The following is an 18,122-nucleotide window of genomic DNA, read 5'->3' as shown; positions in this document are numbered from 1 at the left end:
CCGCACGGGAGTCGGGGCCTTCGCGTGTCTCAGTCGACCACCGCGGCGACCGCCTCGACCTCGACGAGCTGGTCGGCGTAGCCGAGCACGGTGACACCCATCAAGGTGCTGGGTACGTCGTGGTCGCCCAAGGCGTCACGCACCACTTCCCAGGCCTTGACCAGGTCCTCCTGCCGCGTCGACGCGACGAGGACGCGGGTGCTGATGACGTCCTCGAGACCGGCGCCGGCCGCGTCGAGGGCGAGGCGCATGTTCGCGACACACTGGGCCGCCTGACCGGCGAAGTCGCCGACCGCGACGGTCGAGCCGTCCTTGTCCAACGGGCAGGAACCCGCGAGGAAGACGAGCCGCGCCTCGGCCGGCGCGGTGGCCGCGTAGGCGTACTCCGCGACATCGGAGAGGGCGTCGGAGCGGATCAGGGTGACGGCACGGGGCACGGGGTTCCCTTCGGACGGGTGCGGTGGTCGTCATCGTGCCACGGCACCCGCCCGTACGGTCAGCGCTGCGCGGGGAGTTCGCCACAGGTGGACGTGGCCGGCTCTCCCGAGAGGCGGTCGGTGAGCCAGTTGATGGCCGGTCCCTGGTCGGTGAGCAGCGGGGCGAAGTGGTTGATCAGGGCGCGGCCGACGTCCGGGATGTTCACCGCCTTGTACGTGACCTGGGCACCGCGGCCGCACCAGTCGACGGCCAACTGGCGTGCCTGGCCGTGCGGGACGAGGTTGTCGCTCACACCCGTGGCGACGCGCACCGGGCTCTGCGGCTCGATGGTGCCGATGCGCTGCTGGGCGAGGAACTCCTGGAGGCGCGGCTCGGCCTTGATGATGTCCTCGAGGCTCTCGCCGTCCTTCGTCCAGGTCGAACTCTTCTGGGACGAGTAGCCGAGGATGGCGTCGCCGACGCACGCCGTGGAGAGGTCCTTCAGGGCGGCCCGACCCTTGTCGTTCAGGTGCTTGTCGGCGATCGCCCGAAGCTCCGGGTCGGACTGCAGGAACCCGTTGAGCGACCAGCCGAGCGCCCCGACGAGGTCGGTGCCGTCGATGGCCTTGGTCGTCTCGGTCAGGTCGGCCGGCGGCGCCCCCGCGTACGTTCCGGAGAGCGTGACATCCGGTGCGTACGTCGGCTGGAGTTCGGCGGCAGCGGCGGTGGCGCCGCCGCCCTGGCTGTAGCCGAAGAGGCCGACCCGCGAACCGCTGGTGACGGTGGCGTCCTTGAGGGCGCGGGCGGCCCGCACGGCGTCGAGCACCGCGTGGGCCTCGTCCTGCCGGTTCACGTAGGTGTGCAGGCGGTCGGTGGCGCCCAGGCCGATGTAGTCGGTGACGACGACGGCGACGCCCTTGGCGAGGAGCCGGTAGATCGCCAGGTCCTCGTAACCGGCCACCAGCGTCTGCCCGTTGAACACGATCGGGTGCTCGAGCCCCATCGACGCGGCGCACTGGTCGCCCTGCCCCTGCGTGCCGGGGGCGAGCGCGACGAGCGGACGGGGCCCGGCGCCGCGCCACTTGGCGCTGGGCTCGATGTACGCGCCCGTGGACGCCGCGGGCTTCCCGTTGGAGTCGGTGGTCTTGTACATGATGCGGGTCGCCTTGCCGGGCAGCGGTCCGTGCAGGCCGGGCAGGCTGAGGGCGAGCGGGAGGCCCTCGCTGCGCATCAACGTTCCGTTGGCGGCGGGCAGTTCGGCCGGCGGGTTGTAGAAGGCGGGGATCGTGACACCGCGCGAGACGGTGTCGCCGGAGGCGTCCGATCCGGTGGCCGCCGCGGCGGGCACGGCCTGGGCGCCGACACACGCGGCGACGGTGACGGCAGCGGCCAGCAGGCGGGTGGGAGCGGTGGGCATGGCGAACCTCCGGTCTACGGGCGGGGGGTGACCCCCCGCCTGGCGGCTGTCGGCCGGAACATCGGGCAGGCCGACGGCGCGTTCGGAGCGGTCGTCCCACCGCCACCACACGCCTTGCCGGACGCTATCCAGAACACCGTTACCGCGAGTAGCACCGGGAAGGTTACGGTTCAGTAACTTACGGCTGCACCGCGAGCCCGAGCAGATCGCTGACCGTGCGGACGACGCCGTTCTCGGTGTTGGCCGGGGCGCGCAGCCGGGCGCGGTCGAGGACGTCGGGGTGGGCGTTGGCCATGGCGTAGGACCAGTCGGCGGTGTCCAGCATCTCCAGGTCGTTGCGGTAGTCGCCGAACACCACGGTCTGCGCGGGCGTGACGCCCAGGGCGTCCTGGAGCCTGCGGACGGCGGCGCCCTTGTTCGCGGCCGGGTTCATGACGTCGATCCAGTGCCGGCTGGAGACGACGACCTGGTGCGAGTCGGTGAGCGGGGCGAGGAGCGGGGCGGTGGTGTCCTGCGCGTTGCCGAAGTCGAAGAGCGCGACCTTGACGAACTCGTCCTCGACGGCGGTGGCGTCGGCGACGATCTCGTGGGCGGCGTAGTACTTGCGGACCTGCGTCATGAACGCCTCGTCGGAGCGCTCCACGTAGGCGGACCGCTTCCCGCAGACGACGACGCCCGCGTCGGCCCCGCCCTCGTCGACGAGAGCGCGCACCGCCTTGACGATCCACTCGACGACGGCCGGCTCCAGCGGATCGGAGCTGATCTCGGCGCCGCCGCGCACGACGTAGGCGCCGTTCTCCGCGACGTAGACCATGCCGCCGTCGTCCACGGCGTCGAACTGGGCGGCGAGCGTGGCGTACTGCCGGCCGCTGGCGGGGCAGAAGGCGATGCCTCGGCGGTTCATTTCGGCCAAGAGCGGCCAGAGGGAATCCGGGATCTTCCCGTCGCCGTCCAGGAGCGTGCCGTCCATGTCGGTGACGACCAGGCGGATGTCGGGCGGGGTGGCGGCGGTCGCCTGGTGCTGGGTGTTCACGGTGGTTCCTGGTTCGGTGGTGCGGGCTGCGGGCCACGGGGCGAGGACGCAGCACCACCAGTCTAGAAGGGCCGTCCCGGCCGCTCTGACCGGCCAACACTCTTGATCATGCCCACGCCCGCGCCGTACGGTTCCGGCACTCACCCCGCGCGGGTCCGACCCAACCTGGAGCACTCCATGCCCCGATTCACGCAGGACGGCACCGTTTTGCGGTACGACGACCTCGGTCCCGCGGACGGTGTCGCGATCGTGCTGATCCACGGGCATCCGTTCAACCGGACCCTGTGGGCCACTCAGGCCGACGCGCTCACGGCGGCCGGGTACCGGGTGCTCCTGCCCGATCTGCGCGGGTACGGCGAGAGCGATGTCACTCCGGGGCAGGTGCTGCTCTCGCGCTTCGCGGACGACGTCGTCGCGCTCCTGGACGAGCTGGACATCGACACCGCCGTGGTCGGTGGTGTGTCCATGGGCGGCCAGATCGCCATGGAGTTCCACCTGCGGCACCCGGACCGCACCCGCGCGCTCGTCCTGTCCGACACCTCGGCGCCGCCCGAGACCCCCGAGGGCAAGGTCCACCGCAACCGGCTCGCGGTGCGGCTGCTCGCCGAGGGCATGAGCGCGTACGCGGACGAGGTCATCGACAAGATGCTCGCGCGGTACAACGTGGCCGCGCTGCCGGAGGTCGCCGCGCATGTCCTCGGCATGATGCAGGTCACCGACCCGCGCGGGGCCGCGGCGGCGCTGCGCGGGCGGGCCGAGCGCCCCGACTACCGCGACAGCCTCGCGGCGGCCCGGGTTCCCGCGCTCGTCGTGGTCGGCGCGGACGACGCGTACACGCCGGTCCCGGACTCCGAGGAGATCGTGAAGCTGGTGCCGGACTCGCTGCTGCGGGTGATCGACGGGGCCGGGCATCTGCCGGGCGTCGAGCAGCCCGAGCTGTTCAACTCCGTACTCCTGGACTTCCTCCGCGACCGCTGTCCGACCGGGTAGGGCGGGATCGTGACCCGCTCCGCGAGCGACCGGCTGCTCGACGCGCTCGGCGCCTTCGACCAGGACCACCCGTCGCTCACACTGACCCAGCTCGCGCATCGCGCCGAGCTTCCGCTGCCCACCGCGCACCGGCTCGTCGGCGCGCTCTCCCGCTGGGGCGCCCTGGAGCGCGACGAGGCGGGGAACTACCACGTGGGCCTGCGCCTGTGGGAGATCGCGGCGCTCGCCCCGCGCGGCCTCGGCCTGCGGCAGGCGGCCCTGCCGTTCCTCGAGGACCTGTACGAGGCCACGCACGAGAACGTGCACCTCGCGGTGCGCGACGGCCTGGAGGTCGTCTACATCGAGCGCCTGTCGGGCCGTTCGGCGGTGGGCGTGCACTCACGGGTCGGCGCGCGCTGGCCGCTGCACGCGACGGGCGTGGGTCTGGTGCTGCTCGCGCACGGCGACCTCGACCTCCAGGACCGCTACCCGCAGGGCGGGCTCGACCCGTTCACCCCCTACACCGTCACCGATCCGGTCCGGCTGCGCCGGATGCTGGCCGAAGTGCGGCGCAGCGGCGTCGCGGTGAGCGACCGTCAGATCACCGACGACGCGCTGTCGGTGGCGGCTCCGGTGCGCGGGCCGCGCGGGGATGTCGTCGCCGCGGTGTCCGTCGTCGTACCGGTCGAGGGCGCGCGGACGCCTGCGCTGATTCCGGCGGTACAGCTGGCCGGGCGGGGCATTTCGCGCGCTCTGGGCTGGCAACCCGCCTCGACCGCACCCCCGGCTTCCGTCTGACGGAAGTGGCGTTGTGGGGCTGTGGTCCAGGTCACCAGGGTGGTCGGTGACGCGCGGCGACGGTGCCGCGCGGTGACTGGAGGGACACCCGTCATGACCGCCTACTCGGCCTTCGCCCGTAACCAGTGGTACGTCGCCGCGTGGTCGAAGGAGGTCGGCCGGGAGCTGCTCGGCCGCACGATCCTCGGTGAGCCGATCGCCTTCTACCGCACCGAGGCCGGGGAGCCGGTCGCGCTCGCGGACCGCTGTGTGCACCGCCGCTACCCGCTGTCGGCGAGCGGGCTCGACGGGGACCGGGTGGTGTGCGGGTACCACGGGTTCACCTACGACACGACGGGCACCTGCGTGTTCGTGCCGGGGCAGAAGCGGGTGCCGCGGACCGCGCGGGTGAGCTCGTACCCGGTCGCCGAGGTCGACGGGATGGTGTGGGTGTGGGTCGGTGACCCGGAGCAGGCCGACAAGGGTGTGATCCCGCGCGCCCCGCACCTGGTCGCGGACGGTTTCGTGACCGTGGAGGGCATGGAGCCGATCGACGCGGACTTCATGCTCCTGGTCGACAACCTCATGGACCTCTCCCACGAGACGTATCTGCACGGCGGTTACATCGGGACGCCCGAGGTCGCCGAGACACCCATCGCCACGGAGGTCGACGAGGAGTCCGGGATCGTGCGGGTGTCGCGGCACATGAAGGACGCCGAGTGCCCGCCGTTCTACGCCCGTTCCACCGGCATCGAGGGCCGCATCGACCGGCGCCAGGACATCGAGTACCACGCACCGTGCCTGTATCTGCTGCACAGCACGATCAGCCCGTCGGGGCAGGAGACCCCCGCGTTCCGCACGGAGATCACGTACGCGATCACCCCGTCCTCGCCCGGCAAGGTGTACGACTTCTGGGCGGTGTCGCGGAACTTCGCGACCGAGGACGCCGAAGTCACCACGTTCCTGCGGGACTTCAACCACAAGGTCGTCATGCAGGACGTGGACGCGCTCAATCTGCTGCAGCGCACCCTGGACACCGAACCGGAGGGCTACCAGGAGCTCAGCATCAACATCGACACGGGCGGCCTGGCCGCGCGCCGCATCCTCGGGAAGCTGGCCGCCGGATGAACCGGCCCGTGTACCGCATCGAATGGCTCCCCGGCACCGACATCCTCGACGGCCACTGCTACTGCGGTGAGCGGCACACGAGCGAGGACCCGGTCGCCATGTGGGAGTGGATGCTCGCCCACCCGGACCACCCGCAGGCCTCCGACCAGAAGGACCGCACCCCGTGAGCGACCCGCTCGTCCCCCTCGACACGTACGACCTCGTCGTCGCCGAACGCCGCCAGGAGGCCGAAGGCGTCGTCTCCCTGCTCCTGCGCCGCCCGGACGGCGCGCCGCTGCCCGCGTGGGAGGCGGGCGCCCACATCGACCTGATCCTCTCCGAGGCCGCGGGCCTCGAACGGCAGTACTCGCTGTGCGGCGGGGACGCGCACTCCTGGCGGATCGCGGTGCTGCACGAGCGGGACGGGCGGGGCGGCTCGGCGCATGTGCACGGCGAGCTTCAGGAAGGCGCGGCGGTACGTGCCCGTGGGCCGCGCAACCACTTCCGGCTCGAACCGGCGCCCGCGTACCGGTTCGTCGCGGGCGGCATCGGCATCACGCCGATCCTGCCGATGCTGGCCGCGGCGGCCGACCGGGGCGCGCAGTGGTCCCTGCATTACGGGGGCCGCTCCCGCGCGACGATGGCGTTCGCCGAGGAGTTGGCCGCCCGGCACCCCGGCGGGCGGATCGAGTTCGTCGAGGGCCTGCTGGACCTCCCCGCGGTCCTCGCGGACCGGCGACCCGGTGAACTCGTCTACGCCTGCGGCCCCGAGCCGCTGCTCGCCGCCGTCGAGGAGCTGGTGCCGGCCGAGGCGCTGCGCACGGAGCGGTTCACGCCGACGGCGACCGACACCAGCGGCGACACGGCCTTCGAGGTCGAACTCGCCTCCTGCGGCCGGACGTTGAAGGTCCCGGCGGACCGGACGATCCTCGCCACGTTGCAGGAGGCCGGGATCCAGGTGCTGTACTCCTGCACCGAGGGCACGTGCGGCACCTGCGAGACGGACGTGCTCGCCGGGGAGGTCGACCACCGCGACAGCGTGCTCACGGCCGCCGAGCGGGACGCGAACGAGACGATGATGGTGTGCGTCTCACGGGCGAAGGGCGAGCGGCTCACGCTCGATCTGTGACCGCCTCATCCGTGGCGGCCTCGGACTCGGCTCCCGGCTGCGTCGCGTGTTCCGCGCGGCGCAGCAGCGTGGCCGCCACCAGGCCGCCCGTCAACACGGCGGCCGCGCCCACGAGTTGACCGGTCTCCAGGGCGGAGCCGAACGCCCGCGTCACCGTGCGGCGTTCGGCCGCCGAGTCGGTCGCGGCGAGGGCGGCGGGCAGTGAGGCCGCGGCCACCGGTACGAGCGCGGAGAACCGGGCGCTGAGCACGGCGCCCAGGACGGCGACGCCGAGGCCGCTGCCGAACTCGGTGACCGTGCCCTGGATGCCGGCGCCCGCGCCCGCCTTCTCTCGGGGGATCGAGCCCATCACGGCGACGGCCATCGCCGGGTTGGCGAACGCGCAGCCGACACCCATGAGGACGAGCCCGACGAGCAGGCCCCCGTACCCGTCCACGACCCGCCCGGCGAGGGCGACCGCGGCGAGTCCGCTCGCGAGCAGCGTCATGCCGACGGCCACGGACCCCGGAATGCCGAGCCGCTTGCTCAACCGGGCCGACAAACCTGAGAAGTTGAGCAGCACGACGGTGAGCGCGAACGGGGCCGTGCGCAGCCCGGCCTCCAACGGGCCGTAGCCCAGCACGAATTGGAGCTGCTGCGTGAGAAGGAAGAGCGCTCCCCCGCTGCCGAAGGTGATCAGCACGGCGCCGATCACGGCACCGGTGAACGTCCGGTTGCGGAAGAAGCTCATGTCGAGCATGGGGTCGGTGACCCGCCGCTCCCACAGCACGAACCCGGTCAGCGCGCACACCCCGAGACCCGCGCCCGCGAGCACGTACGGGGAGGACCAGCCGTGGTCCGGGCCCGAAACGACGGCGTAGACGAGGGAGCCCATCGCGATCGTCGACAGGAGCGCGCCGAGCACGTCGGGGCGGTGGCTCTGCTCGGCCCTGCTCTCCGGCACGAGGACGCTGACGGCGCACAGGCCGAGCAGCACGACGGGCACGTTGACGATGAAGAGCGAGCCCCACCAGAAGTGCGCGAGGAGGACGCCACCGACCAGCGGTCCCGCCGCGAAGCCGAGGGCGTTGACGGCGGCCCAGACCCCGATGGCACGGACCCGTTCGTCGTCGTCGAAGACCTGCACGGCCACCGCGAGGGTCGTGGTCAGCAGGAGTGCGCCACCCACGCCCATGCCGGCGCGCGCGGCGATCAACTGGCCGGTGGTGTGGGAGAGCGCGGCGGCGAGCGAGCCCGCACCGAACAGCACGAGACCGGTCAGGAGCAGCTTCTTGCGGCCGTAGCGGTCCGCGGCGGCCCCGGCCGCGAGCAGCAGTCCCGCCTGCACCAGCACGTACGCGTTGATGATCCACTGGACGTCGACGGTGTCTGCGCCGAGGTCGTCGGTGAGCGTGGGGACGGCGACGTTGAGGATCGTGTTGTCGAGGATGACGACGAGTTGGGCGAGGCAGATCACGCCGAGGATGAGCCAGCGGCGCGGGTCCCTCGGCCGGGCGGGCGCGGGTGCGGTCGGCTGTTCGGCGGCGGGCGTCGCCGTCATGCGGGCTCCTTGTAGGCAGGCGGAGAACACGGGGACCACCCCGCTGGTTAGGTAACCCTAACTCAACGGATGGCCCGCGTCCGCCCCACCCCACCAGGGCCTATAGGGCGCGGTGCATGATGTGCAGTCCGACCCTGCCGTGCCGCGGGTGGTCGTACGCCTCGGGCACCGTGCCGAGGATCGTGAAGCCGAGCGAAGTCCACAGCCGTACGGCCGGGTTGGTCTCGACGACGGCGTTGAAGACCATGGCGCGGTAGCCGTCCTGCTCGGCCACGGTCAGCACGTGTTCGGCGAGGGCGCGGCCGTAGCCGTGGCCGCCGTGGTCGGGGTCGACCATGAATCCGGCGTTCGCGGTGTCCCGCGCCGGGCCGCCGTAGTTGGGCTTCACGTAGGCCGTCGCGACGAGCGTGCCCGCGTCGTCCTCCATGACGAGGACGCGCTTGCCCGCGCCCTCGGTCCACAGGGCGCGGGCCTCGGGCTCGCTGGTGTCGGGATCCCAGGCATAGGTCTCGCCCTCGCGCACGATCCGCCGCCAGAACGGCCAGATCCGCTCCCAGTCCCCGTCCCTGATGTCTCTGATCTTCATGGGGCCGAGTCTGGCACGCGGCCCGGCCGCCCTGTCGAGGACGCCCAGTTGGTGAACGCGGGGCTGGTCAGCCGGTGAACGCCGCGCTCGGTGACCTGGCCTCCCGGTCCTCGGATGCCGGCGGTGCCAGCAGCAGCATCGCGCCGAGTCCGAGGGCCGCGACACCGGCGAAGAACCAGAAGCCCCAGGGGTGGGCGATGCCCGCCGTGACCAGGGCGCCGGTCACGAACGGTCCGGTGATCGAGCCGAGCCGGCCCACCGCGGAGGCGAGGCCGAGCGCGGTGCCGCGGGTGCGGGCCGGGAAGACCTGGGCCACGTACCCGTAGATGAGGACCTGCGCGGAGAACACGAAGACGCCGGTGAGCAGCACCAGTGCGTTGAGCAGCAGGCTGCTTTCGATGCGCAGGCTCAGGACGGCGAGCAGCACGGCGCCCGCCGCGAACCAGATGCGGGCCACGCGCCGGATGCCGTACTTGTCGGCGACGATGCCCGCGACGACGAGCCCGATGACGGCGCCGACGTTGAGGACCAGCAGGAGCGCGATGGAGCGGGAGATGGGGTAGCCGGCGCTGCGCATGAGTTGGGGCAGCCAGGTGTTGAGCCCGTAGACGAGCAGCAGGCCCATGAAGGAGCCGCCCCACACGGCGAGCGTGGTGCGGCGCACGCGCGGGCCGAGCAGGTCGCGCATGCCGATGCGTTCGGTCTCGGGCTGCTGTTTGGCGGCGAGGTACGCGGCGGACTCCGGCAGCTTCCACCACATCAGCGGGACGACGAGCAACCCCGCGACTCCCCCGCCGTAGAACAGCCAGTGCCAGTCACCGGCCACGGCGAGCGCGAGCACCGAGGTGAGCACCGCGCCGACGTGGTAGCCGGTCATGGTGAACGTGCTGGCGCTCGCGCGGCGGCGTTCGGGCAGGTTCTCCGACATGACGGTCAGGGCGACCGGCATGCAGGCGCCGAGGCCGAGCCCGGCGAGGAAGCGCAAGCCGCCGAACACGGCCACGTTCGGGGCGAGCGGTGTCACCAGGGTGAACACCGAGAACAGCAGCACCGAGCCGATGAGCATGCCGCGCCGGCCGAAGCGGTCGGTGAGCGGTCCGAGCCCCGCGGCGCCGACCGCGACCCCGACGAGGGACACGGTGGCGACCGCGGTGGCATCAGCCGCGGTGAAACCGAGGTGGTGCGTCTTGAGCAGGGTGGGGATGGTGGCGCCGAGCGCCACCAGGTCGTACCCCTCGAGCAGTACGGTCAGCCAGCACAGCACCGCCGTGCCGGCTGCCCGCTTGGGAGACGTCGTCATTGGCGTGCTCCTTGCCTGATGAGCGGATGGGGACGGGGACGCGCTGCTCCTGGACGACAGGGGATTTTTACGGCGGGGGACTTTGGCGACAGGGGACTTTGACGACAGGGGACTTTGACGGTGGGGGACTTTTACGGTGGGGCCGGATCTTCTGCGGGGATCAGAAGGGGTACGGCGCGATCTGCGGGCGCACGGTCACCCACTGCGTCTCGGTGAACGCCTCGATGTTGGCCTGCGCGCCGCCGAACCGGGATCCGTTTCCGGAGTCGCCGACACCGCCGAAGGGCGCGCCGGGCTCGTCCATGACGGTCTGTTCGTTGATGTGCACCTTGCCGGAGCGGATCCGGTCGGCGAGGGTCATCGCGGTGCCGACGTCGCCGAGGATGCCGACGGACAGGCCGTACGGCGAGGCGTCGACGATGCGGGCCGCCTCGTCGAGGTCGCGGTAGGTGCGCACGGGCGCGACGGGCCCGAAGATCTCCTCGCGCCAGGCCGGGCTGTCGTCGTCGAGGCCGGTGAGCACGGTCGCCGGATAGTACGGGGCGTCGGCCTTGCCGCCCGCTGCGACCTTCGCGCCCGCGGCGACGCTGTCGGTCACCACCTTGTCGATGTGGGCGAGTTGCCGGCTGTCGATGATCGGCCCGAGCGCGACGTCGCCGGCGGCGGGGTCACCGACGGGCAGGTTCGCGGCCTTCTCCGCGAGCAGCGCCACGTACTCCTCGGCCTGCGACTCGTGGACGAGGTGACGGCCGGTCGCCATGCAGATCTGGCCCTGGTGGAGGTACGAGCCGAACGCGCCGGCCGAGGCGGCCGCCGGGAGGTCGGCGCCGGGCAGCACGACGAGCGCGTTGTTGCCGCCGAGTTCGAGGTGGACCTTCTTGAGGTTCCGGGCGGCGACCTCACCGACCTTGCGCCCGGCGGCAGTTGAGCCGGTGAAGGAGACGACGGAGACCTCGGGCGCCTCGACGACGGCGGCGCCGACACTCGCGTCGCCGGGCAGCAGGTGCAGCAGCCCCTCGGGCAGCCCGGCCTCCTCGAAGATACGGACGATGGTGACACCACCGCAGACCGCGGTGCGCGGGTCCGGCTTGAGGAGCACGGCGTTGCCGAGGGCGAGCGCGGGCGCGACGGAGCGGATGCCGAGGATCAGCGGGAAGTTGAACGGCGCGATGACCGATACGACGCCCGCGGGTACGCGGCGCGCGAACGACCAGCGGGGCTCGCCGCTGCTGAGCACGTCGCCGAGCGGGTGCGCGGGCAGGGCCGCGTCCTCGTAGCACTCGGCGGCGGCGAAGTCGGTCTCGACGCCTGCCTTGGCGCGCGTCGAGCCGGCCTCGCGGACGATCCAGTCCTTGATCTCCTCGGCGTGCTCGGCGAACAGGTCACCGGCCCGGCGCAGCACGGCGGCGCGCTCGGCGGGGGCGGTGCGGGCCCACTCCTCCTGCGCCACGGCGGCGCGGGCCGCTGCGCGGGACACGTCGTCGGCGGTGGCGTTGCCGATCACACCGAGCCGCCGCCCGGTGGCGGGTTCGACGACGGCGGACGTGCCCCCACTTCCCGCGGTCCAGCCGTCGAGGTGGATGCGCTCGTGCCATACGGGGTCTTCGAGGAGAGTCATGTTCACTCCGGTGAGGTGGGGTGGGTGTCGACCTGGATGAGCCGGGGTCCTTCGGTCGCGTTCTTCTTCAACTGCTCGCGCAGATCGGCGAGTTCGGTCACGGCGGTGGCGGGCACGCCGTACCCCGCGGCGAGCGCGGTGAAGTCGAGGCCGGGAATCGCGGTGCCCGGCACGTCGGGGGTGTCGAGCAGCGTCCCGAACCAACGCAGCGCACCGTACGTGCCGTTGCGCAGGATGAGGAAGGTGACCGGTACCCGGTAGTGGGCGGCGCTCCACAGCGCCGTGATCCCGTAGTTGGCGGAGCCGTCGCCGACGACCGCGACGACCGGGCGGTCCGGGTCGCCCATCGCCGCGCCGACGGCGGCGGGCAGGCCGAAGCCGAGCCCGCCGGAGGCCGGGAAGAAGTAGGAGCCGGGGCGCCGCAGGTCCATCTGCCGCCACCAGGCGCCGTTGGTGGAGGTCGACTCGACGACGTAGCGGGTGTCGGGCGGCTGGGTGTCGCGGAGGGCGGCGAAGACTTCCTCGGGGTGGAGGGCGCCGCCGATGGCGGTGGCGGGTTCGGGCGGGGGCGTGAACTCCCTTGGCCCGCTTGCCCGTTGTGGCAGCCGATGCAGCAGCGCCGTCAGCACAGGACCCGGATCCGCGACCAGTGCCTCCCCCATCGGCGCGCGGGCCGCGGCGCCGGCGTCGTCGGTGATCTGGATCAGCCGGGCGCCGTCGGGCAGATAGGGGCCCGGTACGTGCTGGTGGTAGCGGAAGACGGGCGCGCCGACGACGAGCACCAGGTCGTGCCCGGCCAGCGCCGACGACACGGAGCCGATTCCGGCGGGCAGCACACCGCGCAGCAGCGGATGCCGGTTGGGGAACGGGAGGCGGTGCGGCGAGGGCGCCACCCACACCGGCAGGTCGAGGTGTTCGGCGCAGGCCACGGCCCGGTCGAAGTACCCGGCCGCGTCGATGTCACCGCCGAGGACGAGCACGGGATTGCGGGCGGCGCCCACTTCCCTTACGAGGTCGTCGAGTTGCTCCTCGTCCGGGGCGAGCCCGCGGCGCACTCGCCGCTCCAGGACCTCGCAGGCCCCCGGGTCGACCTCGGCGTCCCAGTCGTCGTACGGCACGGAGAGATAGGTCGGGCGGCGCTGCAACTCGGCTTCGAAGACCGTCTGGGCCAGCGAGCGCGGGACGTCGGCGGCGCAGGCCGGTTCGGCGGAGTGGCCGACGAGCGGGCGCATCAGCTGCGGGGCGTCGACGTTGGCAAGCATCGCCTCCAGGCCGACGGCGGAGCGCACCTGCTGGCCCGCCGTGAGCACCAGTGGCGAGCGCGCGTACACCGCGTTGGTGAGCGCGCCCATCGCGTTGCCGGAACCGGCGGCGGCGTGCAGATTGACCAGCGCGGGGCGGCCGGTGGCCTGGGCGTATCCGTCGGCCATGCCGGCGACGACGCCTTCGTGCAGACCGAGGACGTAGCGGAAGGACTCGGGGAGTCCCGCCAGGAAGGGCAGTTCGTTCGAGCCGGGGTTCCCGAAGATCGTGGTCAGGCCCTGTCGCTCGAGGAACGCGTGGGCGATCCGGCGTGCGGTCGGCATGCGCAGACTCCTCCTTGACCGGCGGTGATGTGGTTGAGCCTAGAAATAAAGCCGACCGTGATCCAATCAATGTTGCCTACCCGCTTCATAGACAGCATCGATAATGGGGCAGCAGACGGGAGCGATCATGCGGGACTTCGACCTCAACCTCGTACGGACCTTCGTGCTGCTCTACGAGACCCGGAGCGTGACGGCGACCGCCGAGGCCCTGCACGTGACCCAGCCGACCGTGAGCTATGGGCTGCAGAAGCTGCGCCGCCGCTTCGACGACGAGCTCTTCCGCCGCACGGGCGCGGGGCTCGCCCCGACGACCACGGCCCGCGCCCTGTACGAGCCGCTGCACCGCGCCCTCTCGGAGATCGATACGACCGTGAGCGGCTCCCGCTCCTTCGACCCGGCGACCGCGCGCCCCGCGTTCACCGTGTGCCTGTCCGACCTGGGCGAGGTGGCCCTGCTGCCGCGCCTGATGGCCGCGCTGCCGCGGCAGGCGCCGGGCGCCACGCTCACGGTGCGGCCGCTCGACATCCGTGGCGCCGCCGACCAGTTGGGCCGCGGGGAGATCGACGCGTTCATCGCCTCGCCGCTGCTCGGCTCGGCGCGGGTGGCACGGATCCCGCTGTTCTCCGAGGGATACGTCGCCGTGGTGGCCCGCGACCACCCACGGCTGCGCGGCCGCTCCGTGGACCTGGCCGCGCTCGGCGCCGAGCAGCATGTGACGGTCTCAGGACCCGCCGGGCACGAGGGGCCGCGCCGCGCCCTGGAGGCGCACGGTCTGCTGCACCGCGTGGTGCTGGACGTGACCCGGTTCGCGGGCCTGCCGTACCTCATCCAGGACAGCGAGCTCGTCGCGGTGGCGCCCCGGCTGGTGGCCCGCATGTTCGCCGCCGACCACCGGGTGCGGCTCCTTGAGCTTCCGATCGACATCGAACCGGCGCAGGTCTCCGTCTACGCCCGCCACGCGCACGCCCGCACTCCGGCGCAGCACTGGCTGGTGGACTTCATGCGGGACACGCTGGTCGACGCGACGCAGGCGTGAAGCGCGGCGCCCGCCTCGAGGGGCGGGCGCCGTGGTGTTGTCAGTCGTTGCGCGCCGTCTCCGGTCCGGTGATCCGCCGCAGCAGCGGCAACGTGGAGGCGATGACGGCGAGCGAGACGACCATCCCGGCGAGGGTCAGGCCGTAGTAGCCCGGCCCCGGCGCTCGTATCGAGTAGTCGAACTGCGCCTGGAGGAACAGTTGGGCGGTCAGGAAGCCCAACCCGATGGCAAGCGCCGCGACGATCAGCAGCGGCGCGGCGCTCTCCAGGAGCACCACCCGGCGCAGGGTGCTCAGCGGCACTCCGCTCAGCCGCAACAGGGCGAAGGGGCGCTTGCGTTCGTTCAGTCCCCCGGCGACGGCGACCGCCAGGCTGCATCCGGCGATCGGGAAGCTGATCACGATGACGACGGTGGCCAGCTGCCGGTACGCCGCGATGTCGCCCCACCGCTGCCCATAGTCCTCCTCGACCGTGTACGGCGGCAGTTCGTCCGGGTACGCCGCGGTGAGGAGCGTGCGAACGCGCTCGACCGCCGCGGTGGAGCCGTCCGTCGTCACCATGATCTCGCTCACCGGCAGGGACTCGAGGCGCTGCGGTTCGATCTTCGCCGCGGGCCAGACTGCGGGCAAGGCCGCCTGGTCCTCGTGCATGCCGAGGCGGGAGAAGTCCGGTGGGATCGCGGCGGCCCGGGCCCCCTCCGGGCACCTGTTGTGTGCGGGCATCCGTGCCAACTCGGCGCAGGGGACCAGGCCCGCCAGGATCGGCGGCTCCCCCTTCGGCGGGTGCGGCTCGGCGGGATCCGGTATGCGGAGCGGATTCGTGCGGACCACCATGACGCCCTGCACGCCGGGCACGGACTCCAGCTCCGACCGGGTCGCGGCTGGCAGCGCTGCCGGGGGGTTCCGCGGGGACCCGGACTGCCAGTCGTAATCGCCGACCACCGAGCTGCCGAACGCCACCTTGTTCTCGGGCACTCCGCTCTCCGCGACCACCGCGGTGATGATTCCGACCGCCGTACTGGTGACACAGAGCGCGAGGACGAGGCCGCTGACCGCGCGGAACCCGGCCTTCGGGTCGTCCGCGAGGCGCCGCCCCGCGACGAGCAGCGCCGGTCGGCCGGTGAACCGGACAAGCAGCCGCGCCCCGGCCATCGTCAGCCACGGGCCCGCGAGGACGATGCCGACCAGGATCAGCAGGATGCCGGGGACGAAGGCAAGTATCTGGCCCGAACTGCCGTCGGGAACGCGCCCGATGACCCACCACAGCTGACCGAGGCCGAGCGCCGCAGGGATGAGCCGCCAGGCCCGTGGCGGCCGGGGCGTGGTCCGGCGGGTCACACCGAGCGGCGATACCCGCACGCGGCGCAGTGCCACGCGCGACGCGACCGCCGCGGCCACCGGCACACCCACGGCGACGAGCAGCACTTCGGCCGCGCCGAGCGACATGTCCCCGGTGAAGAACGGGGTACCGGTCAGGTCGGCCCGCGCCACCAGGGGACGCAGGGCGTACCAGAGGACGAAGCCCACCGCCGTACCGGCGACGGCGGCGACCGCGGACTCGACCGTGGAGATCAGCGACACCTGTCCTGGTGTCGCGCCGACCAGGCGCATCGCGGCGAAGCGCTGCTCGCGGCGGGCGGCGGCGAGGCGGCTGGCCGTACCGGTCAGGATCAGCACGGGGAAGATCAGTGCCAGGGCGACCACCGAGAGGATGAGCGCCATGCCCTCGGCGTTGATGCCGGTGGCGACGTCGCAGTTGGGGCCGCTGCAGCTGCTGGGTGAGTGGGTCTCGATGGTCGTGACGCGCCGGGCGCCCTCCTTCCCCGCAAGGTCGCCGGGGCGGTGTCCGACCACGACGACGAGCGAGTCGGGTCCGGGCAGCGCGGACTTCCCGATCGTGCCCGCCCGGCGGCCGGGATAGCGGTCCGCCAGCTCCCCGGCGGGCGTGGCGCGCAGCAGCTCGGCGAGCGCCGGGGAGACGTAGTACTCGCCGGGGCCCGGGAGGCGTGGCAGGCCCGGTGGCACCGGCGCGTTGGGCCCCGTGGCCGCCACATCGACGCGGCCGATGAGCCCGCCGTCGTAGTGGTCGGCCCGCAGCAGCCACCACAGCGGGTCGGCGCCCGCGGCCCGCGCGCTCCTGCTCTGGGTGAACTCGGCGCCGGTGTTGAGCCAGGCGTTGCGGTCGTTCTGGGTCCGGGTGGCCTGGATGGCGGCGAGTGTGGACAGCAGCAGCGCGACACCCACCGCCACCGCGGCGGCGATCACGGTCAGCCGCATCAGCGCCTCGCGGCCGCCCGCGACGGTGAGGCGGAGCGCGAGCCGGATCATGAGACCGCCCGTTCGATGGAGAGCGGTGTCACCTTGCCGTCGCGGACGATGACCTCCCGGTCGGCGAAGGCGGCGACGCGCGGCTCGTGGGTGACGAGGACGACGGTGGTGCCCTGCTCGCGGGCTGAGCCGACCAGCAGGTCCATCACCTGTTCACCGGTGAGCGAGTCGAGGGCGCCGGTGGGTTCGTCGGCGAAGAGCACTCGCGGCCGGGCGACCAATGCCCGTGCCAGCGCGACCCGTTGCGCCTGTCCGCCCGACAACTCACCGGACCTGCGTCCTTCGAGACCGGCCAGACCGAGCCGCTCGAACCAGCCGCGGGCCTCGCGCAGCGCGGTGGAACGCCGGCCGCGCGCGAGGAGCAGCGGCAGCGCCACGTTCTCCTCGGCCGTCAACTCGGGTACGAGCTGGCCGAACTGGAAGACGAAGCCGAAGCGGTCGCGGCGCAGCGCGCTGCGTTCGGTCTCCCGCATGACGTCGAGGCGCCGCCCGTCATAGAGGATCTCGCCCTCGTCGGGCACCAGGATTCCCGCGAGGCAGTGCAACAGCGTCGACTTGCCGGAGCCGCTCGGCCCCGTCACGGCGACGATCTCGCCCTGTGCCACGGCCAGTTCGGCGCCCCGCAGTGCGGGGGTGCTACCGAACGAGAGCACCACATCGCGTGCTTCGACCAGGCTCGTCACCGCACTCATGAGCGCACCTCCGCCGCGAGCGCGCCGAGCCGCGCCACGGTCATGTCGATCCAGCGCAGGTCGGCTTCGAGGTGGAAGAGACCGTGGTCGGCGAGCAGCCTGTCGACGAGTTCCCCGGTGCGGCGCATCTCGGTCAGCTCGCGCATCCGGTACATGTGGGCGGCCCGCTGGGTGTCGAGGTACGCCTGGGCGTCCCGCTCCAGGAGCAGAGCGAGGACGACCTTGGTGAACAGCACGGTCTGCAGGTGCTGTTCGGGGGCGACCGGCTCGACGAGCCAGGCCTCCACCTGCGTGACCCCGCTGTCGGTGATCACATACCGCTTGCGGTCCGGCCCCTCCCCCGGCTCGGACTCGCCGACCGCCACCTTCCCGTCCCGGGCGAGGCGGCGCAGCGTCGAGTAGACCTGGCCGTAGGGCAATGGCTTGCCCCGACCGAAGTACGTGTCGTAGTTCCGCTTGAGGTCATAGCCGTGGCTCGACTCACGTTCGAGGAGCCCGAGGAGCGCCAATGGAACGGTCATACCTTGGTGTATACGCCGGGTGTATACGCCCGGTCAATACGCCAATGAGCGTGACGCGCCTGCGTCCA

Annotated in this window: 17 protein-coding genes; 6 read left to right on the top strand and 11 right to left on the bottom strand. The window is 72.3% G+C overall.

Annotated features, from left to right (window positions below; genetic code table 11):
• Positions 1 to 29: 29 nt before the first annotated feature.
• From OG746_RS25950 to OG746_RS25940, 3 genes are all read right to left on the bottom strand, one after another.
• Positions 30 to 437 (bottom strand): RidA family protein, encoded by a 408-nt coding sequence (locus OG746_RS25950; RefSeq protein ID WP_266718384.1) that lies wholly within the window; start codon positions 435 to 437, stop codon positions 30 to 32.
• Between the two features lie 59 nt (positions 438 to 496).
• Positions 497 to 1,834, bottom strand: a complete 1,338-nt coding sequence (locus OG746_RS25945; protein WP_266718383.1) for a lipase family protein — start codon at positions 1,832 to 1,834, stop codon at positions 497 to 499.
• 178 nt (positions 1,835 to 2,012) lie between these two features.
• Positions 2,013 to 2,867: a Cof-type HAD-IIB family hydrolase gene (locus OG746_RS25940; protein ID WP_266718382.1), complete on the bottom strand. Its 855-nt coding sequence runs from the start codon at positions 2,865 to 2,867 to the stop codon at positions 2,013 to 2,015.
• A 177-nt stretch (positions 2,868 to 3,044) separates the two neighbouring features.
• Here OG746_RS25940 and OG746_RS25935 point away from each other — a divergent pair, with 177 nt between their 5' ends.
• The 5 genes from OG746_RS25935 (at position 3,045) to OG746_RS25915 (ending at position 6,849) form a co-directional block, all read left to right on the top strand.
• Positions 3,045 to 3,857: an alpha/beta fold hydrolase gene (locus OG746_RS25935; RefSeq protein ID WP_266718380.1), complete on the top strand. Its 813-nt coding sequence runs from the start codon at positions 3,045 to 3,047 to the stop codon at positions 3,855 to 3,857.
• A gap of 6 nt (positions 3,858 to 3,863) precedes the next feature.
• Positions 3,864 to 4,634 carry an IclR family transcriptional regulator gene (locus OG746_RS25930; protein WP_266719200.1) on the top strand — a complete coding sequence of 257 codons (771 nt, stop codon included), beginning with the start codon at positions 3,864 to 3,866 and terminating at the stop codon, positions 4,632 to 4,634.
• A 93-nt stretch (positions 4,635 to 4,727) separates the two neighbouring features.
• A complete protein-coding gene (locus OG746_RS25925) occupies positions 4,728 to 5,741 on the top strand; it encodes an aromatic ring-hydroxylating dioxygenase subunit alpha (RefSeq protein ID WP_266718378.1) in 1,014 nt (337 codons plus the stop codon).
• A complete protein-coding gene (locus tag OG746_RS25920) occupies positions 5,738 to 5,908 on the top strand; it encodes a hypothetical protein (RefSeq protein WP_266718376.1) in 171 nt (56 codons plus the stop codon). The genes OG746_RS25925 and OG746_RS25920 overlap by 4 nt, the downstream gene beginning before the upstream one ends.
• Positions 5,905 to 6,849: a PDR/VanB family oxidoreductase gene (locus tag OG746_RS25915; protein ID WP_266718374.1), complete on the top strand. Its 945-nt coding sequence runs from the start codon at positions 5,905 to 5,907 to the stop codon at positions 6,847 to 6,849. The genes OG746_RS25920 and OG746_RS25915 overlap by 4 nt, the downstream gene beginning before the upstream one ends.
• Here the strand turns inward: OG746_RS25915 and OG746_RS25910 are convergent.
• From OG746_RS25910 to mdlC, 5 genes are all read right to left on the bottom strand, one after another.
• A complete protein-coding gene (locus OG746_RS25910) occupies positions 6,833 to 8,389 on the bottom strand; it encodes an MFS transporter (RefSeq protein ID WP_266718372.1) in 1,557 nt (518 codons plus the stop codon). The genes OG746_RS25915 and OG746_RS25910 overlap by 17 nt on opposite strands.
• A gap of 100 nt (positions 8,390 to 8,489) precedes the next feature.
• Positions 8,490 to 8,975, bottom strand: coding sequence for a GNAT family N-acetyltransferase (locus OG746_RS25905; protein WP_266718370.1), 486 nt, complete (start codon positions 8,973 to 8,975; stop codon positions 8,490 to 8,492).
• A 67-nt stretch (positions 8,976 to 9,042) separates the two neighbouring features.
• Positions 9,043 to 10,275 (bottom strand): MFS transporter, encoded by a 1,233-nt coding sequence (locus OG746_RS25900; protein ID WP_266718369.1) that lies wholly within the window; start codon positions 10,273 to 10,275, stop codon positions 9,043 to 9,045.
• A gap of 160 nt (positions 10,276 to 10,435) precedes the next feature.
• Positions 10,436 to 11,893, bottom strand: a complete 1,458-nt coding sequence (locus OG746_RS25895) for an aldehyde dehydrogenase family protein (RefSeq protein ID WP_266718368.1) — start codon at positions 11,891 to 11,893, stop codon at positions 10,436 to 10,438.
• A 2-nt stretch (positions 11,894 to 11,895) separates the two neighbouring features.
• A complete protein-coding gene (mdlC, locus tag OG746_RS25890; protein ID WP_266718367.1) occupies positions 11,896 to 13,479 on the bottom strand; it encodes a benzoylformate decarboxylase in 1,584 nt (527 codons plus the stop codon).
• A gap of 103 nt (positions 13,480 to 13,582) precedes the next feature.
• Between mdlC and OG746_RS25885 the strand changes: the two genes are divergently transcribed.
• Entirely contained in the window at positions 13,583 to 14,515 is a 933-nt protein-coding gene (locus tag OG746_RS25885; protein WP_323179658.1) for a LysR family transcriptional regulator, read from the top strand.
• A 40-nt stretch (positions 14,516 to 14,555) separates the two neighbouring features.
• Here the strand turns inward: OG746_RS25885 and OG746_RS25880 are convergent, their stop codons facing one another.
• The 3 genes from OG746_RS25880 to OG746_RS25870 are packed head-to-tail and all read right to left on the bottom strand — an operon-like array spanning position 14,556 to position 18,054.
• Positions 14,556 to 16,841, bottom strand: a complete 2,286-nt coding sequence (locus tag OG746_RS25880) for an FtsX-like permease family protein (RefSeq protein ID WP_266718366.1) — start codon at positions 16,839 to 16,841, stop codon at positions 14,556 to 14,558.
• Positions 16,838 to 17,533 (bottom strand): ABC transporter ATP-binding protein, encoded by a 696-nt coding sequence (locus OG746_RS25875; protein WP_266718365.1) that lies wholly within the window; start codon positions 17,531 to 17,533, stop codon positions 16,838 to 16,840. Before OG746_RS25875 ends, OG746_RS25880 begins: the two co-directional genes overlap by 4 nt.
• Complete coding sequence (locus tag OG746_RS25870; RefSeq protein WP_266718363.1) at positions 17,530 to 18,054, bottom strand: PadR family transcriptional regulator; 525 nt, start codon at positions 18,052 to 18,054, stop codon at positions 17,530 to 17,532. The genes OG746_RS25875 and OG746_RS25870 overlap by 4 nt, the downstream gene beginning before the upstream one ends.
• Between the last annotated feature and the right edge of the window lie 68 nt (positions 18,055 to 18,122).

The organism is Streptomyces sp. NBC_01016 (assembly GCF_026341035.1).
GTDB lineage: Bacteria > Actinomycetota > Actinomycetes > Streptomycetales > Streptomycetaceae > Streptomyces.
The sequence above is the reverse complement of the archived record's forward strand: the minus strand, read 5'-3'. Positions and strand labels throughout refer to the sequence as shown.

Bases quoted from the DNA above. Each gene is read 5' to 3' on its own strand.
- OG746_RS25945 (WP_266718383.1), bottom strand. From the start codon at position 1,834: ATGCCCACCGCTCCCACCCGCCTGCTGGCCGCTGCCGTCACCGTCGCC.
- OG746_RS25935 (WP_266718380.1), top strand. From the start codon at position 3,045: ATGCCCCGATTCACGCAGGACGGCACCGTTTTGCGGTACGACGACCTC.
- OG746_RS25925 (WP_266718378.1), top strand. From the start codon at position 4,728: ATGACCGCCTACTCGGCCTTCGCCCGTAACCAGTGGTACGTCGCCGCG.
- OG746_RS25920 (WP_266718376.1), top strand. From the start codon at position 5,738: ATGAACCGGCCCGTGTACCGCATCGAATGGCTCCCCGGCACCGACATC.
- OG746_RS25910 (WP_266718372.1), bottom strand. From the start codon at position 8,389: ATGACGGCGACGCCCGCCGCCGAACAGCCGACCGCACCCGCGCCCGCC.
- OG746_RS25905 (WP_266718370.1), bottom strand. From the start codon at position 8,975: ATGAAGATCAGAGACATCAGGGACGGGGACTGGGAGCGGATCTGGCCG.
- OG746_RS25900 (WP_266718369.1), bottom strand. From the start codon at position 10,275: ATGACGACGTCTCCCAAGCGGGCAGCCGGCACGGCGGTGCTGTGCTGG.
- OG746_RS25895 (WP_266718368.1), bottom strand. From the start codon at position 11,893: ATGACTCTCCTCGAAGACCCCGTATGGCACGAGCGCATCCACCTCGAC.
- mdlC (WP_266718367.1), bottom strand. From the start codon at position 13,479: ATGCCGACCGCACGCCGGATCGCCCACGCGTTCCTCGAGCGACAGGGC.
- OG746_RS25885 (WP_323179658.1), top strand. From the start codon at position 13,583: ATGGGGCAGCAGACGGGAGCGATCATGCGGGACTTCGACCTCAACCTC.
- OG746_RS25880 (WP_266718366.1), bottom strand. From the start codon at position 16,841: ATGATCCGGCTCGCGCTCCGCCTCACCGTCGCGGGCGGCCGCGAGGCG.
- OG746_RS25875 (WP_266718365.1), bottom strand. From the start codon at position 17,533: ATGAGTGCGGTGACGAGCCTGGTCGAAGCACGCGATGTGGTGCTCTCG.
- OG746_RS25870 (WP_266718363.1), bottom strand. From the start codon at position 18,054: ATGACCGTTCCATTGGCGCTCCTCGGGCTCCTCGAACGTGAGTCGAGC.